This is a genomic window from Cohnella luojiensis (assembly GCF_004564235.1).
Lineage (GTDB): Bacteria > Bacillota > Bacilli > Paenibacillales > Paenibacillaceae > Cohnella > Cohnella luojiensis.
The window spans coordinates 160,665-176,427 of the sequence record NZ_SOMN01000005.1 but is presented as its reverse complement, the minus strand read 5'-3'; the positions used below and the strand labels follow the sequence as shown (position 1 = coordinate 176,427).

Below are 15,763 nucleotides of genomic sequence, written 5' to 3'. Positions count from 1 at the left end.
GCGCGGTGGGACGTAGTTAGCTTTAGTCTAACTAAATAGGTGCTCGGAATCGGCGCGGTAGTTCGTAGTTGGCTTTAGTCTAATTAATTGGGTGCTCGGAGTCGCATCGGAGGGTCGTAGTTAGCTTTAGTCAAACTAATTGGGTGCTCGGAGTCGGCGCGGTGGGGCGTAGTTAGCTTTAGTCTAAATAAATAGGTGCTCGGAATCGGCGCGGTAGTTCGTAGTTAGCTTAAGTCTAACTAAATAGGTGCTCGGAGTCGGCGCGGAGGGTCGTAGTTAGCTTTAGTCTAACTAAATGGGTGCTCGGAGTCGGCATGGTGGGGCGTAGTTAGCTTTAGTCTAACTAAATAGGTGCTCGGAGTCGGCTCGGAGGGTCGTAGTTAGCTTTAGTCTAACTAATTATTGGGTGCTCGGAGTCGGCTCGGAGGGTCGTAGTTGGCTTTAGTCTAACTAAATAGGTGTTCGGAGTCGGCGCGGTAGTTCGTAGTTAGCTTTAGTCTAACTAATTGGGTGCTCGGAGTCGGCGCGGTAGTTCGTAGTTAGCTTTAGTCTAACTAAACGTGTGCCTTTTTCGCGCGAAAAAAGGTTGACGATGTTCAATATTTAGCTTATCATCTAAATATAAGATTTAGACGTTTATCTAAACATTAAATTAAAATCCCTCATGAAAGGAGGAATTCCATCCATGAACGATGCATTCAAGGCATTATCCGACCCCACACGCAGAAAGATTCTCCAACTTTTAAAAGAGAAAGACCTCTCCGCAGGCGACATCGCCGACCAATTCAACATATCTAAACCGAGTATCTCGCACCATCTGAATATCCTAAAGCAAGCAAGGTTAGTCGAAGACGAAAGACAAGGTCAGAGCATCATTTATTCCATTAACCTTACCGTCATGCAGGAAGCCATGGGTTGGTTCCTCGGCATGATCGGAACAAAAGGAGAGTCACATGATGACGAACGCAAATGAAAATCCGAAAATGACCTGGTCGAGGAAAGACTGGATTCTGCTCGGCGCGAACGTGCTGTTATTCGCGATCCTATACCTTATTTTCAACGATCAACTTCCCGATACCGTCAATTCGCACTACAATACGAAGGGCGAAGCGGACGACACCATGGCCAAAAGGAGCTTCTGGCTATTGTATGCCGGTATAGGCTTAGTGTTGCCGACAGTCCTTTCCTTATTGAGATATATCGATCCCCGCAAAGGCAACTATACCCGTTTCGAAGGCTATTACAATCTAATGCGCTGGTCTATCAGCTTTTTTATCCACGCCATTATGTTGGTCGTCATTATGGATAACCTCGGAGAAAAATTACCGGTTGTAAACCTGATCAACGGCGGACTGGGTATTCTCTGGATCATTATCGGAAACCGAATGGGCCAATTGCGCAGCAATTTCTTTATCGGAATCAAGACGCCTTGGGCTTTATCCGACGACAATAACTGGCGGATGACTCATCGCTTGGCCGGACGGTTATGGGTAATAGCCGGACTGGTTATGTTCGTCAGCGCCTGGTTCGTTCCGGCGACTTGGACTATTGCGGTGTTGCTGATTTGTACAATGGGGAGCTCTCTCATCCCTCTTGCGTACTCCTATCTCCTCCACAAACGCAAGGCAGCTGTCTAGCATTCATTAGCCACGGGTCAGTTTCCAAGAATCTTAAGCCCGATAACGGCTCCGACGACCATACAGAGGAAAAAAATCCGGCGGATCTGGCGGGACTCTCCGTAAAATAACATTCCAACGAGAGTCCCTCCCACCGTTCCGATCGCCGTCCATATCGCATACGCCGTCCCCATGGAGATGTCCTTCATAGCAATGGACAATAGGATGAAGCTAGCTGTAAATCCTCCAAGCATCAGAACCATGCTGAGAACGCCTTTGTTATTATTCAGCCGATTGATTCCGAGTACGCCGACGACCTCGAACAACCCCGCTAACACCAATACGATCCACGCCATTATTCCTCCACCTCCCCCGTCGCAACCTTTGTCGTCATCTTAAGCCCAGCTATTCCGATGATCATCACGATAACCAAAGCCAGCTTACCCGCTTCCAAAGTAACGCCAAAGAAGATCGACTCCGCCAGTACCGTGCCCGCAGCCCCTATTCCCGTAAAAACCGCATAGGCGGTGCCCACCGGAAGGACGCGGGTCGAATAGATCAAACCCAAGAAGCTCAATAGGATTCCGATCGCGGTCAGCGCCCATTCTCCAGCGTTAGTCGCGTGCTTCAGACCCGACACCCAACCAATTTCGCATAGCCCCGCTAACCAGAGCAACAACCAATAACGATTCATGCCGCACCTCCACCTCGTATTTTCTCCCCGCTTGCTTAAGGAATTCGTCTCTTTGAGAAGACGCAACAAACCCGAAAGCACCGGAGGCATGAGCAACGCGAAACGTCGCTGCTAGCCGTCATCGATACTCCCGGGTTTTTATCCCGCCGTGTTCATCTTAGCCGATGGCCAAGACGCGCTTCCTCTCGGACCTAACCGATACCATTCCATGTATCGTGGAACCCTAGAAAGCCTGCTTCCTGATGATGTCATTACAAAATACATCACACGACATGTTAAGTCAAGGGTTTTTTCGCGATTGCGTGCCGCGAGGCGGAAGACCGGCATCCTCCGCGATCTGCTCTGCTTCGGCAGCCAGAGCCAGTGCTGCAGCTTCTTCAGCCGCTGCCTGCTCCGCTGCCGCTTGCTTGGCTTCCCTGCGGGCCATCATCGTCGGCGAATTTCCGAGCCTGCGCGCGCCCGCTTCCCTGAGCCCTTGCCAGATCGATGCAGATCGGGGCGCCGCAACGTATTCTACATCCTCGTCCGGTGCCAGAATCAGGCCGAGCTGGTAGTGCTCTCCTTCGTATCTTGCGCGCTGCAAAAACTTGATATGACCGTCTCGATTAACAACCTCAAGCTTGCAGAACGCGGATTGCCGTTGAAGGGCCGCATGCAAATCTTCTTTATTTCGTACGGAAATTCCGTTTACTTTCTTTATCAGCTCGCCTACTTGAAAACCCATCTCGAACGCGGGAGTGTTGGGCAGAACGGCCAACACTTTAACGCCGCTTCCGTCCTGGGAGTATCGGGGATCCCTGCCCGCTTCTTTCATGCGACTAAACCACAGCAATCCTTCATGCAAGACGAATGCCGCCAAGGATGCGACGACGGTTAACGGGGACCAGAATTCGGAGCCTGCAGCCAATGCAGCTAATACAATGCCGTATAGGATAAGCATATTACCCGAAGAACGGGCTTTTTCCTCCGGCCAGTATGCCGTCGTCCGGTCGCTGAAACCGATTAGCACGGGGAAGGCCAACAAGCTCCAAGCCGCCGTCTCTCCTCCGCCGCCGAACAAGGGAATCCACGGCAACGTGAACCCCTCTCCCCCTGCCGGGATGAGCCATAACAAAGGAATCGGCCACACTCCTGATAACGCGTATGCTCCCATCGGTTTTCCGCGCTTGCCTTGAAGAAACAAGGGGATGGCCAGCTTCGAGCCTTGGAACCTTACCAATAAACCTTCGGCAATATGCAACAAGCCCGCCATGAAGAGCAATCCGGGAACATCGATAGCGGATAGCGTGCTAAGCGCATCGGCGAATGTACCCTCCGAGGTCTCCATGCCCGTCCTTTGAAAGATGACCTGAAGCAAACCTAAAGCACCCGCGGCATAGGCAAGACATATATAACGCAGTTGGAACAAAGCCAATACTCCCATGGCGATCCATAAGAACATTAGCGTTTCCGAAGTCAGACCCGCGCCGGCTCCAAGCCCCGCTAAGGAAAGCACGAGCCCGACGGCCATGCCGGCAACGACTCTTGTTAACGTTAAATACAGGGTGCTGTAGAGCCTAACGTGAAACAGCTTGCGCTGTAACGTCACTCCTAAGCGCGCATGCCACCAAACAAGACCGATCGCGATATAGAGATACGGCAACGTGAACAATCCGATTACGGCTTGTCCCGCTTCCCGCAATACATTCAGCAGAGGATCCACTTGCCCCTCCCCTTTCATTAAGTAAAACGTCTTCCCCGTCCTTCAGACAGCGGAATACGTTTGTATTGAGCAATAAGTTTGAGCTGTAAGTAAATGCTCGAGGCCCAATTGCAAAGTCTGCTTAGATTGACCGATGAAAACAGGGTTGCACGCAGGTCCGTGCAGGTCGGCCAAGTCCACCCTTCATTTCTAGTTGCACAATATACACTAAGAAACTCAATACTCACTCGTTTGAAGAAACTAGTTGTAGAAAATACACTTATATCCTTCAAAATTCTGATATTCGGACTCCATTCATTCAACTAACTGTATGTTCTGCAATTAGATTCGGATAGGCTGCCTTTTCCTTCAAACTAACTGACTATTTTACACTTAGCTTTCTGCCGATGATGGTGGGGTTGCGGGGGTGCTGCCAGCCGAGCTGGTTGCTAGTTGGTTAATTTTATACTTTCTGAATGTTAAAAAGGAAGTTGACCTAAGGTCAACCTCCTAAGTATTCGACAATAGCGGGAAAATTCCTTCTGCCAAGTATAAACGGCTTTCTATTCAAGGCGATACTTGGATCTTTTCCCGCGCTTCTGTTAATGCCGCTTGCAATTGTTTATCATGAACGGGATTCTGCAAATTAATGTAAAGTGCTTCTTCAAGCCGTTGCGCCGTCTCGGCGTTGACGTCGCCCGTTACCGGCAACGACTCGCTCGCTTGGAATTGCTCCAAAGCCGATTTGGTCGCTTGGCTGAAATAACCGTCCGTACGATCCGCGGGAAATCCGACACCTGCTAAGATATTCTGAAGATTCGTAACCGCTTCTCCGGTGGTATCGTATTTAAGGACGTAATCCCTGGGAAGGCGCGAGGCAAGGAAATATTCAGGCTGGATAACCTCGATGTCCGGCGTAATGCCTTTCTCATGGATCCAGGTTCCGTCCGGCAGAAGCCACTTGTACACCGTAAGCTTGACCATGCTGCGATCGCCCAACTCATCGTTGAAGGGTACTTGAACCGTCCCTTTGCCATAGGTGGTTTCGCCCATAATCACCGCGTTCGCCGATTGCTTCAGCGCTCCCGCCAAAATTTCCGCGGCGCTGGCGCTGCCATTGTTGACCAGCACGATCAGCGGGTAGAACTTATCGTTCTTCGCTCCGTTCGCGGCCACGTCGACTTTGCGCTTGCCGTTCCGATACTCGGACTGCACGATGACTTTTCCTTTCTCCATGAACTGATCCGCAACATCGATCACGGACTGGAGCAGTCCCCCCGGATTATCCCGGACGTCGATGACGAGAGCCTTAAGCCCTTTCTCCTCCATCGCTTTCAGTTCCTCCGCGACTTGAACGGAGGTATCCTCGCCGAATTGATTAATGATGAGATGACCGACTCCGTCTGAACCTATCTCGGAGTGCACGGTTTCCAAGTCGATACGATCCCGAACAAGCTCGAGTTCTATCGGGTCCGCCGCTCCACCGCGCTGTACTTTCAGTTTGGCCTTAGTACCCTTGGGACCTCGAATTTTGCCAACGGCCTCGCTCAGCGTCAGCCCATGCAAGCTTTCCCCGTTAATGGATAGCAAAATATCATCCGGCTGCAGTCCAGCCCTCTCCGCAGGAGATCCGCGAATGGGCGCTTCTACCACAATCGATCCGTTATCGACCCTAAGGTTGGCGCCAATCCCCGTGAATGCCCCTTGGAGCATTTCGTTGAACTGATCTGCTTCAACTTCCGGCTTATATACGGAATAGGGATCGCGCAATGACTCCACCATTCCTTGGATAGCTCCGTCGACTAGCTTCTCCCGATCCATTGGATCGATAAAACGATTTTCGATCAGACCTAAGGCCTTATTCAATTTATCGAGCTCATCCTGGCTCAGCCCGTCCTTTATATAAGGGGCAGCCGTGCCTGTTTGCGCTGAGGAAGATTGAAATCCCCACTCCGGAAGCTCGAAATAAGCGTAAGTCGCCATACAGGCGGCAATGGTTGTCAGCACCATCATGGCCACAACGGTGCGACCTCGGAACCACACGCGCAACCCACTCCTCGATTGATGGCATATTGTTAGATTATTACATATTCGGACCGTTTATCCTAGTATAAAATAAAGGAAAACAGCCGACGCCCGACTATCGGAGTCGGGGTATCGGCTGCCCTCTTGCGGTTATTTCAAATAAGGCGCGGGATTGACCGGTTCGGAATTTTTGCGGACTTCGAAGTGCAAATGATTGCCCGTCGATTGGCCGGTCGAGCCGACCTGACCAATCTTCTCTCCCCGCTTGACGGTCTCGCCTTTCTCCACGAGAATGCCGCCGTTCATCAGATGCCCGTACAACGTCCACAATCCGCCGCCATGATCGATGATGATACAGTTTCCGTAGCCGCTCCACGATTGGGCGACAATTACGACGCCCGTCTCTGCCGCGTATACCGCCGTCCCCTTAGGCGCTGCCATATCCATGCCGGCGTGCAGCTTCTTCTTCCCGGTTATCGGATGTATACGGTATCCGAACTGCGAAGACAACCGGTATTCCGATTTCAAAGGCATGCCCAGTTTGCCGCCCTTGTAATAATTCTTGATCCGGTTCTTCTTCGCTTCCAAGGCAGAGGCTTGCTTCGCGAGCTCCGTCAGTTGTCTCGCGGATTCCTCGCTAATTTCCTCCAGGTCTTCGATATCCTTGGCAATCTTGGAGACCAACACTTCCTTGTCGTTCTCGTCTTGACGAAGCTGCGCCTGGTGCCCTTCGAGTTCTTCGTAAAGATTCTTGATTTCCTTAAGCTCTTGCTCCCTTTGCAGCTTCATATCGGCGACTTCGTCCGTATATTTCTTCTTCTCTTCGGCGATGTTGCGATCTTGGGCAGCGATCGACTCGACCGCGTCGAAGCGATCCAGGAAATCGGAGAAGCTCGTCGAACTCAGGAGCACGTCAAGATAGGATACCGGACCAGCGGTATAAGCCATCCGAACGCGCGAGTCCATCAGTTCCATCCGGTTATCCCGTTGCTTGATCGCACCCTCTAGCTCTTGCCCCGTAAGGAAAAGCTTTTCTTCCGCCGCCGCGATTTTGCCTTGCGTCGTTTCGAGCCGTTTCTGAACCGCGTCGATGCGATTCAGCAAATTCTGAATATCTTCCTTGGTTGCTTGCTGCTTGCCGGTTAAATCCTTGACCGTATTTTCCGCGTATCTCTGGTTGTGCGCAGCGCGTTCCATGTCCTTCTTCAGCTTCTTCAGGTCCTGCTCGATCTTCTCGACCTCGGAGAGAGCTTGACCATCGTATGGCTTGGCTATAAGTCCGGTAACCAATAGCATGGCCACCAGCAGCAATAATCTTCTTTTCACGGGAGTCCTCCTTCGAAAACGGGTTTATCGCTTCCAAATACCGGTTAATAACCATTAGACTTTCAAATATCTGCGAACCGAGATCGTGCTGCCCCATACTCCGAGCAGCGTTCCCAAGGCAATAATCGTTCCGCCAACCAGTACTCTGATCTCGTCTAAGGACGAAAATTCGATCATATATAAACCAACGGCCGCGCTAGTCGATTGCACCAGCTGGGAATATCCATACAGTAGGACCGCGGTACTGATGAAAGATCCGCCGAACCCGATAATCGCGCCTTCAATGAAGAACGGCCATCTAATGAAGCTATTCGTTGCGCCTACCAGCTTCATAATCGAGATCTCGCGGCGACGGGCGATGATGGTCATCTTGATCGTGGTCGAAATCAGGAACATGGCCATAACGGCAAGGCCCAACACGATGAAAATTCCGATATTGCGCACGGCGTTCGTTATGCTGAACAGCTTCTCGATCGTTTCTTTGCCGTATTTTACCTTGGATATGGATTTAGATGGATCGGTTAAATTAATGGCTTCGATCTGTTTGGCTACGTATGCTACCTTCTGAGGATCGAAGGCTTCAACCTCGAAGGCATCGGGCAATGGATTATTTTCCTTCTCGTAGCCTTCCAATGCTTCCTTGCCCTCTTCGCCCATGCTTTCGCGGAATCGCTTCAAGCCTTCTTCCTTAGGGACGTAAGTGACCGACTTGACCTCGGGTATTCTCTTGATCGTGCGTTCGATTTCTTCCGCCTTTTGTTTCGCCGTATCGACCTGGAGATAGACGTTGATCTGAACCTGGTTGTCCAATTGATCGGCTAGCTTGTTCACGTTAAGCGCGAGCAACATGAAAATCCCGAGAATAAACAACGATACCGCGATGGAGCTCATTGAGGCGAATGTCATCCAGCCGTTACGGCCGACATTCTTAACGCCTTCGCGAATATGGCGGGTTACGGTACTAAATTTCATAGCCGTATTCCCCTCTCTGTTGATCGCGAACGATGCTGCCCCGTTCAATGGCAATGACGCGTTTGCGCAGCGTGTTCACGATCTCTTTGTTGTGGGTGGCCATGACGATCGTCGTACCGCGGAAATTAATCTCTTCCAGCAGATTCATGATGCCCCATGAGGTTTCAGGGTCCAAATTCCCCGTCGGTTCATCGGCGACGATAACCGCGGGACTGTTGACGATAGCGCGGGCAATCGCCACGCGTTGCTGTTCTCCCCCCGAGAGTTGGGCAGGCAGGCTGCTTGCCTTATGCTTGAGTCCTACGAGCTCCAACACTTCCATCGTGCGCCTGCGAATCAAACGGCGAGGCGTCTCGATAACCTCCATGGCGAATGCCACGTTTTCGAATGCGGAAAGCTTCGGCAACAGCTTGTAATCTTGAAAAATAACTCCGATATTGCGACGAACGTAAGGAATCTTACGATGCTTCAGCTTGCCTATATTGAATCCGTTGACGGAAATTTGCCCTTTGGTCGGCACTTCTTCCCTGTAAATCAGCTTCATGAACGTGGACTTCCCAGCACCGGAAGGACCCACTATGTACACGAACTCGTTACGGTCAATGACGACGTTAACGCCTTGAAGCGCGGTCGTACCGTCGGCATAGGTCTTCCAAATGTCCTGCATTTCAATCACGGTATCACTTCCTGTTAAGATTCAGACCTTAGTTACTTCGACATCATGCCTGATAATCCTCTCTTTGTCGATCTTTAAACTGGAGAATTATGTCGAGTCGTGGGCGGCGAACCTATGGCGGGCTTGGGCTTTAGTTGAATTTTAAGAATTTTTTAATATTTGGTGAAAACGATTCGCGAGATTCGTTGTATATATAATTAGAAAGATTTGTAAGATAGATGGAGTGTAGAAAGAGGGGTTCCCGCATGAAAAAAGGTTGGTTCATCGCAGGCTTGCTGACACTCGTCCTCATTGGCGCAGGGGTTGGCGGAGCGATCAGTTACGGCAGCGTCGATACGCTGCCGGATAACTTTATCGTTGGCGGTTTGAATGTCGGGGGGCAGTCGGCCGAGGAAGCTCTGAAAGAAGTACGGGAACAGGTTGCGAAGATGGAATCGACTTCCGTGAGCGTGGATCCGAAGGAGCTTGGCGATGATGGTGCGGTCGAGTCTGCCATACCCTCTCTGACTCTTAAGCAGCTTGGGCTTAAAGTAGACGCAGCGGAAGCCATGAACTCAATCGAGCGCTTCCGGGATTATTCCTGGTGGGAAAGAGCTAAACTTCGTTACCGAGGGGATATCGAATCGACCTATGGAATGAAGGTGTCTTGGGATGATGGAGTGTTCGATAAGGCAGCTGGCGAGGCTTGGGGCTCTCTCGTGACGGGTCGTTCTGAGAATGCTGCACGGACGATTAACGATCAGGACATCGTCGTATATACCGAAGAAAAGCTAGGGCGCCAGCTTGATTTACCTGCTTTATTCGAGCAATTGAAGAAGCACGAGCCGGCTAACTTGACTGCAGTACCGAAAGAGACACTGTTGTTGGAAACCGAAGTAATAGAGACTCCACCCGAAATAACGGTAGCTAAGCTAAAAGAAGAAGGCATAGAGCGCAAGATCGTCGAATTCACGACCTCCTTCGCGACAAGCGGCGAAGGACGCACGCACAACGTGACGGTAGCCGCCAAAGCGTTAAACGAAACGTTGCTCATGCCGGACGAAGTATTCGAATACGGGAAGATCGTCGCCAAAGCGGAGAAAGAATTCGGCTACAAAGAAGCTCCGGTTATTCTTAAGGGGAAGCTGACACCCGGTATCGGCGGGGGAATCTGCCAAGTATCCAGTACGCTGTATAATGCCGCGTTATTGACCGGCCTTGATATCGTCGAACGCCGCAATCACTCGCTCGTCGTGCACTATTTGCCTAAAGGGCTCGACGCGACGTTCGCAGACGGCTACGTCAACTTCAAGTTTCGAAATTCGACAGGAAAGCAATTATTAATTCGTACTGTAGTGAAGGATAAGACGCTCACCGTTAAATTTTTCGGCACTATGCCGGACAATGTGTCCTATCGCACGGAAACGGAGGAAGTGAAGGTTAATCCTCCGAAAACCGTTTACGTCGCCAACGCCATAATTGCGCCAGGTAAGCAGGACACCATGCAGAAGGGCGAAGCTGGTTATGTGGTTGAATCGTATCTGGTGAAATTGGTAGACGGGGAGTTCGTCGAGCGTAAGAAGCTGTCCAAGGATACTTACCGCTCGCAGGACACGCTGATCGCGGTCAATCCGAGCGATCCGAGGCTGCACCCGGAAGGCGCGACGCCTACGCCTACGCCGAGCGAAACTCCCGATCCCGACGAGGATGAAGGGCCTGTCGAGCCGGTTTGATACAATCGCAATGCAAAAGCCCTCCTGTGAAGAAAATTTTTCATGGCCGGGTGTTTAGTTGACCGTCGAGACTTTCTCGACAGTCTGAGGCTATCGAGATCATATCTCGATAGCCTTTTTCCGATTGCATGGCCGCGTGTCATGAAAATGTTATGTTGCTATCATAAAAATCGAAAGCGCTGCCATAGTCTATAGAAAGGAGGGGATTGCGTCCGGTCGGACAACCAGAAAAGGTATCGTACTTAAAAAATTTTAAATGATGGAGGTTACGATGATAACTAAGAAATGGATTCGGAAGTTGGCCGCAATCGTTGGAATGTTAGCTTTAATCGCGCCAATTGTCATACCTGCAGAATCGGCAAACGCAGGCACTCCTTGGAGAAGTTCTTTATATCCATCCGATTGGACTCCGGGGTATAAAGATGCGCAAGGCCGGATTCTTCAGGACTTTGCATATGCCGGCTATTGGAGAGGCGAGAAAAGCATCCCCGCCACTCCGCCAGGCGCCACCTATAACGTCGTCACCCAGTATGGGGCGGATCCAAGCGGGGCCGCCGATTCCACGAATGCCATTCAGAATGCCATCAATGCTGCCGGAGCAGCCGGCGGAGGCATTGTGTATTTGCCTGCGGGGACGTATCGCGTGAAGCCTCAAGGAACAAATACCAGTGCACTTTGGATCAATCAAAACAATGTCGTGCTTCGGGGCACAGGAAAAACATCGACGTTCATTTACAACGATTCAACGAGCATGCGGACGAAATCGGTCATCCGTATGGCTCCGATCTCATCTGCGGATTGGTTTACGCCAACGAATACCTCTACCTCCATCCGAAGCGATGTACCGCCGCTTGCGATGACCATCCCCGTTAACAGCGTCACTGGGTATAACGTCAACGAATTTATCATCGTTCACTCCGATTGCACAGCTGAGTTCATTGCGGAGCACGGGATGACCGGCAAATGGGATGCATCGCTGAAGGGACCGACGTTCTATCGGAAAATTACGGCGATTAATGCAACCGCCAACACGCTGACGATAGACATTCCGATCCGTTACGACTTGAAAACAAGGGATAATGCGCGCGTATACAAAATAGGAGAACCGATTTCAGAGGCAGGGATCGAAGCTTTGTCGATCGGCATGAGACAGCATACGGGAACAGGCTGGGGAGATTTGGACTTTAACACGCCTGGCACAGGGGCTTACGATGTTCACGCCTCCAAGGCGATTTTAATCTCAAACGCCAGAAACAGCTGGGTAGATAACGTGAATAGCTACAAGCCTGGCTCAAACAGCGGGGATTATCATTTGCTATCCCACGGTATAGCGGTATACCAATCCCGAACGGTTACCGTTCAGAATACCCATTTTCAGAAACCGCAGTATCGAGGCGAAGGCGGTAACGGGTACATGTACTTGGCGCAGGGCTCGGATAATTTGGTGCAAAACGCTGCGGCCACGAACGGAAGACATAACTTCACTTTCCAATACATGTGGTCGAGCGGAAACGTCATCCACAACAGCACATCGAACACTCCCCGTCTCGCCTCGGATTTCCATATGCACTTAAGCATGGCCAATTTATTCGATAACATGACGATGAACGGAGACTTTATCCAAGCCGTATATAGACCGTATGGAACGATAGAGCATGGGTGGACGACAACGCAATCGGTCATCTGGAATACGAACGGTATCGCCTATGCACCCGGTCAGTCGTCTATCGTGACATCGAAGCAATTCGGTCAGGGCTATGTGATCGGAACCCGCGGAGCGGCAAATGGCGTGACGTATACGGTGCCGGGCTCCGACGGCTCCGCACCTCAGGACCTGGTGGAGGGGATCGGTACGGGAGCAGATTTGTCGCCGCAATCCTTGTATCTGGACCAAAAAGCGAAGAGAGATTCTCGTCTGAATGCTTCCACAACAATCCCTGCCCAAATCGAAGCCGAAAACTACAGCGCCATGAACGGCATCCAGTTGGAAACCACTTCGGATACGGGCGGAGGACTCAACGCAGGCTGGATCGACGCAGAAGACTGGATGGACTATAATGTCAACGTACCGGCAGCCGGAACCTATACGGTGCAATACCGTGTTGCCAGTCCGTCAACGTCCGGCCAGATCCAATTGAAGTCGGGAGATACGGTTTTGGACACGACAGCCGTACCGAATACGGGAGGCTGGCAGAGCTGGGAGACGTTGACCTCTTCGGTTAACCTGAACGCCGGACAGACCACTTTACGCGTATTTGCAAGCGGATCGGGGTTCAACCTCAATTGGATCAATTTCGGTGGAAGCACTCCGCCACCCCCGCCTCCTCCTACAAACCTCTTAACGAATCCCGGGTTTGAAACCGGAGATTTGACGGGATGGACGGAATGGCACAGTGGCGCTCTGGCGCAAAAAGTAGACACGGATAGCCCATTAAGCGGAAGTTTTAAGCTGACCCATTGGGCTTCCACCAGCTACAAGCAGCTCACGGGTCAGGCGAAGACAGTGCCCAACGGACTCTATTCAGTCAGCGTATGGGTCCGCTCCGGCGGAGGTCAGAACGTGCTGCAGCTATACGCCAAAAACTACGGCGCTGCAGAGCTCGATGCCGTTATGGGATCCGGTCCAATCACGACTTATACGAAATATACGATCGACAACATCAACGTGACTACCGGTCAAATCGAGATCGGCATCTGGAATGACGCGAATGCGAATAACTGGGCGGTATTCGATGATTTCGAATTGGTGAAGAAGTAAGAAGGCAAAACGATCGTCATTTTTTCAGAGGCCACAAGTTTTATACAGGATACCTTGCCTCAAATTAGAGGAAGGGTATCCTGTGTTCCTGTATAATAAAGCTTTATTATGCTAATATAGCACGGGCGTTACGGAGTACCGCCTTAAGGAACGACTCGTGTTCCGGCTGAACGCTGCCTATAATTCTGACCCTGCGTTTGATGTAGTCTAAGCTTTTTAATTGGTCCGTTAGCACAACACCGGATACAGGAAGTCCTTCCGGGACCGTTACCTCAAAGGGGTAATTTTTTGCATTACTCGTTATCGGACACATGACCGCGAAGCCTGTCAGTTGGTTAAATGCTAATTCCGAAAGTACGATTGCCGGACGCCGTCCCGCTTGTTCATGTCCTGCTTGTGGATCAAAATCCATAACAACTAAATCTCCGCGAGCTGGGACGCTCAAATCAACTCGTCTCCTTCAACGCCATAATCGACCTCTTCGTGACGCTTCGTTTCTGGCTTTATCTGATCAAGAAGCGTCTTCAGGTGAGCACGCAAGTCTTCATTCGACTCCTCAGGTCTTGACGAAGGCCTTATAAGGATTTCATTGTCCGTAGTCATCATAATCTGCAGCTCTGCCCCCTCTTCCAAATTAAGCCTCTTCAGGAATTGGTTCGGAATTCGAATTGCGCTACTGTTTCCCCACTTGCTTAACGTAACAGTCGCCATACCTAACACATCCTTCCCTTTCTTATTTCCCAATTATATCTCACCACCCGCAAAAATGTATATACTCATGATATACATTAATGGACTTAATAATGCTTTGCTTAAAAGAAAAAGACGCAGCTCTCAATAGCCACGCCTATTTGAATCCAATAATAAGTTACCGACTCTTCGCCTCGTACTCCGAAATCCATTCCACTGTGCGGGAAAGCTCGATTTGAGCGCGAGAGATTGCGGCTTCCACCTGGGGAGTCGCCGTACCGCCGTACACGTTGCGGGCGTTTACCACCGCTTCCGGCTGGAGCACCGCGTAGATCCGGTCGTCGAACAGCTCGGAGAACTGCTTAAATTCTTCTAAGGTCAGGTCGAGCAGGAACTTGTTCTGCTGGATGCAGTACAGTACCGTTTTCCCGATAACTTCATGAGCTTGACGGAATGGCAGGCCTTTGCCTACGAGGAAATCGGCGATGTCCGTCGCATTAGAGAAGTCTTGATCAACCGCGCGACGCATCTTCTCCTTGCGTACCTTCATCGTCTCGATCATCGAGGCGAATAGCTGGAGCGCTCCCTGCAACGTTTTAACGGTATCGAACATGCCTTCCTTGTCTTCCTGCATATCCTTGTTGTATGCCAGCGGCAGCGACTTCAGCACGGTTAGAAGGCCAACCAAGTTGCCGTACACGCGGCCGGTCTTCCCTCGCACGAGTTCAGGTACGTCCGGATTCTTCTTCTGCGGCATAATGCTGGAGCCCGTGCAGAACGCATCGTCGAGCTCCACGAACTGGAACTCGGTGCTGGACCAGAGGATGAGCTCCTCGCTAAGACGAGACAAGTGCATCATGATCAGCGAAGCTCCGCTCAGGAATTCAACGATGAAATCGCGGTCGCTGACGGCATCCAGGCTATTCTCGTAGACGCGGCCGAAGTTCAATTGCTGTGCCGTGAATTGGCGATCGATCGCGAAGGTCGTGCCCGCAAGCGCGCCCGCTCCAAGAGGCAGCGTGTCGATACGCTTGTAGCTGTCCTGAAGGCGCTCGATATCGCGACCGAACATGGACACGTAAGCCATCAAGTGATGAGCGAACAAGATTGGTTGAGCACGCTGGAGGTGAGTATAACCCGGCACGATCGTATCCAGGTTCTGCTTAGCTTGTCCGATGAGGGCAGCCTGCAGCTTATGCAGCTGATCGACGAACTCGACGACGCGTTTGCGCAAGTACAAATGCATGTCCGTCGCTACTTGGTCGTTGCGGCTGCGTCCCGTATGAAGCTTGCCGCCGACCGGACCGATTTCGTCGATCAAAGCTTTCTCGATATTCATGTGAATATCTTCGTCCGCGATCAGGAATTGCTGTTCCCCGCTCGCGATGCGTTGGCGTACTTTCAAGAGACCGTCCTTGATCTTCTCGACGTCCTCGGCCGGAAGGATGCCGCACTTGCCCAGCATCGTCACGTGCGCCAAGCTGCCTTGGATGTCCTCCTGCGCCAACTCCTTGTCGAACGTGATCGAAGCCGTATATTCTTCCACAAGCTGGTCCGTTTTTTTCGTAAAACGGCCGCCCCATAGCTTACTCATTCGGTATACCCCTCTCTCG

Annotated in this window: 14 protein-coding genes and 1 riboswitch; of the genes, 4 read left to right on the top strand and 10 right to left on the bottom strand. The window is 51.2% G+C overall.

The window, feature by feature from the left end; genetic code table 11:
* Positions 1 to 685 precede the first annotated feature (685 nt).
* Positions 686 to 973 carry an autorepressor SdpR family transcription factor gene (locus tag E2980_RS06715; protein WP_135151367.1) on the top strand — a complete coding sequence of 96 codons (288 nt, stop codon included), beginning with the start codon at positions 686 to 688 and terminating at the stop codon, positions 971 to 973.
* On the top strand, positions 957 to 1,637 hold the full coding sequence (locus tag E2980_RS06710; RefSeq protein ID WP_135151366.1) for an SdpI family protein: 681 nt from the start codon (positions 957 to 959) through the stop codon (positions 1,635 to 1,637). Before E2980_RS06715 ends, E2980_RS06710 begins: the two co-directional genes overlap by 17 nt.
* A 17-nt stretch (positions 1,638 to 1,654) precedes the next feature.
* On the opposite strand, the gene E2980_RS06705 is transcribed toward E2980_RS06710, so the two are convergent.
* From E2980_RS06705 to ftsE, 7 genes are all read right to left on the bottom strand, one after another.
* On the bottom strand, positions 1,655 to 1,972 hold the full coding sequence (locus tag E2980_RS06705) for a DMT family transporter (protein ID WP_135151365.1): 318 nt from the start codon (positions 1,970 to 1,972) through the stop codon (positions 1,655 to 1,657).
* Complete coding sequence (locus E2980_RS06700; RefSeq protein ID WP_135151364.1) at positions 1,972 to 2,310, bottom strand: DMT family transporter; 339 nt, start codon at positions 2,308 to 2,310, stop codon at positions 1,972 to 1,974. The genes E2980_RS06705 and E2980_RS06700 overlap by 1 nt, the downstream gene beginning before the upstream one ends.
* Before the next feature lie 125 nt (positions 2,311 to 2,435).
* A riboswitch (guanidine-I (ykkC/yxkD leader) is annotated at positions 2,436 to 2,548 on the bottom strand.
* A gap of 42 nt (positions 2,549 to 2,590) precedes the next feature.
* Entirely contained in the window at positions 2,591 to 4,012 is a 1,422-nt protein-coding gene (locus tag E2980_RS06695; protein ID WP_167747012.1) for a PDZ domain-containing protein, read from the bottom strand.
* A gap of 546 nt (positions 4,013 to 4,558) precedes the next feature.
* On the bottom strand, positions 4,559 to 6,034 hold the full coding sequence (locus tag E2980_RS06690; RefSeq protein ID WP_135151362.1) for a S41 family peptidase: 1,476 nt from the start codon (positions 6,032 to 6,034) through the stop codon (positions 4,559 to 4,561).
* Between the two features lie 132 nt (positions 6,035 to 6,166).
* A complete protein-coding gene (locus E2980_RS06685; RefSeq protein WP_135151361.1) occupies positions 6,167 to 7,342 on the bottom strand; it encodes a murein hydrolase activator EnvC family protein in 1,176 nt (391 codons plus the stop codon).
* Positions 7,343 to 7,396: 54 nt separating this feature from the next.
* A complete protein-coding gene (gene ftsX / locus E2980_RS06680; RefSeq protein ID WP_135151360.1) occupies positions 7,397 to 8,314 on the bottom strand; it encodes a permease-like cell division protein FtsX in 918 nt (305 codons plus the stop codon).
* Entirely contained in the window at positions 8,304 to 8,990 is a 687-nt protein-coding gene (gene ftsE, locus E2980_RS06675) for a cell division ATP-binding protein FtsE (protein WP_135151359.1), read from the bottom strand. Before ftsE ends, ftsX begins: the two co-directional genes overlap by 11 nt.
* Before the next feature lie 245 nt (positions 8,991 to 9,235).
* Here ftsE and E2980_RS06670 point away from each other — a divergent pair, with 245 nt between their 5' ends.
* Positions 9,236 to 10,702: a VanW family protein gene (locus E2980_RS06670; RefSeq protein ID WP_167747011.1), complete on the top strand. Its 1,467-nt coding sequence runs from the start codon at positions 9,236 to 9,238 to the stop codon at positions 10,700 to 10,702.
* Between the two features lie 271 nt (positions 10,703 to 10,973).
* Positions 10,974 to 13,460 carry a carbohydrate-binding protein gene (locus tag E2980_RS06665; RefSeq protein WP_167747010.1) on the top strand — a complete coding sequence of 829 codons (2,487 nt, stop codon included), beginning with the start codon at positions 10,974 to 10,976 and terminating at the stop codon, positions 13,458 to 13,460.
* Between the two features lie 106 nt (positions 13,461 to 13,566).
* Here E2980_RS06665 and E2980_RS06660 read toward each other — a convergent pair whose 3' ends face one another.
* The 3 genes from E2980_RS06660 to argH all read right to left on the bottom strand — a co-directional run bounded on the left by E2980_RS06660 (position 13,567) and on the right by argH (position 15,744).
* Positions 13,567 to 13,905, bottom strand: a complete 339-nt coding sequence (locus E2980_RS06660; RefSeq protein WP_135151356.1) for a type II toxin-antitoxin system PemK/MazF family toxin — start codon at positions 13,903 to 13,905, stop codon at positions 13,567 to 13,569.
* Positions 13,902 to 14,171, bottom strand: a complete 270-nt coding sequence (locus tag E2980_RS06655; protein ID WP_338080636.1) for an AbrB/MazE/SpoVT family DNA-binding domain-containing protein — start codon at positions 14,169 to 14,171, stop codon at positions 13,902 to 13,904. The genes E2980_RS06660 and E2980_RS06655 overlap by 4 nt, the downstream gene beginning before the upstream one ends.
* Before the next feature lie 157 nt (positions 14,172 to 14,328).
* The gene (gene argH / locus E2980_RS06650; RefSeq protein ID WP_135151354.1) at positions 14,329 to 15,744 is read right to left on the bottom strand and encodes an argininosuccinate lyase; all 1,416 of its coding nucleotides are present in this window, start codon (positions 15,742 to 15,744) and stop codon (positions 14,329 to 14,331) included.
* Positions 15,745 to 15,763: the final 19 nt, after the last annotated feature.

Bases quoted from the DNA above. Each gene is read 5' to 3' on its own strand.
- E2980_RS06715 (WP_135151367.1), top strand. From the start codon at position 686: ATGAACGATGCATTCAAGGCATTATCCGACCCCACACGCAGAAAGATT.
- E2980_RS06710 (WP_135151366.1), top strand. From the start codon at position 957: ATGACGAACGCAAATGAAAATCCGAAAATGACCTGGTCGAGGAAAGAC.
- E2980_RS06705 (WP_135151365.1), bottom strand. From the start codon at position 1,972: ATGGCGTGGATCGTATTGGTGTTAGCGGGGTTGTTCGAGGTCGTCGGC.
- E2980_RS06700 (WP_135151364.1), bottom strand. From the start codon at position 2,310: ATGAATCGTTATTGGTTGTTGCTCTGGTTAGCGGGGCTATGCGAAATT.
- ftsX (WP_135151360.1), bottom strand. From the start codon at position 8,314: ATGAAATTTAGTACCGTAACCCGCCATATTCGCGAAGGCGTTAAGAAT.
- E2980_RS06670 (WP_167747011.1), top strand. From the start codon at position 9,236: ATGAAAAAAGGTTGGTTCATCGCAGGCTTGCTGACACTCGTCCTCATT.
- E2980_RS06665 (WP_167747010.1), top strand. From the start codon at position 10,974: ATGATAACTAAGAAATGGATTCGGAAGTTGGCCGCAATCGTTGGAATG.
- E2980_RS06655 (WP_338080636.1), bottom strand. From the start codon at position 14,171: ATGGCGACTGTTACGTTAAGCAAGTGGGGAAACAGTAGCGCAATTCGA.
- argH (WP_135151354.1), bottom strand. From the start codon at position 15,744: ATGAGTAAGCTATGGGGCGGCCGTTTTACGAAAAAAACGGACCAGCTT.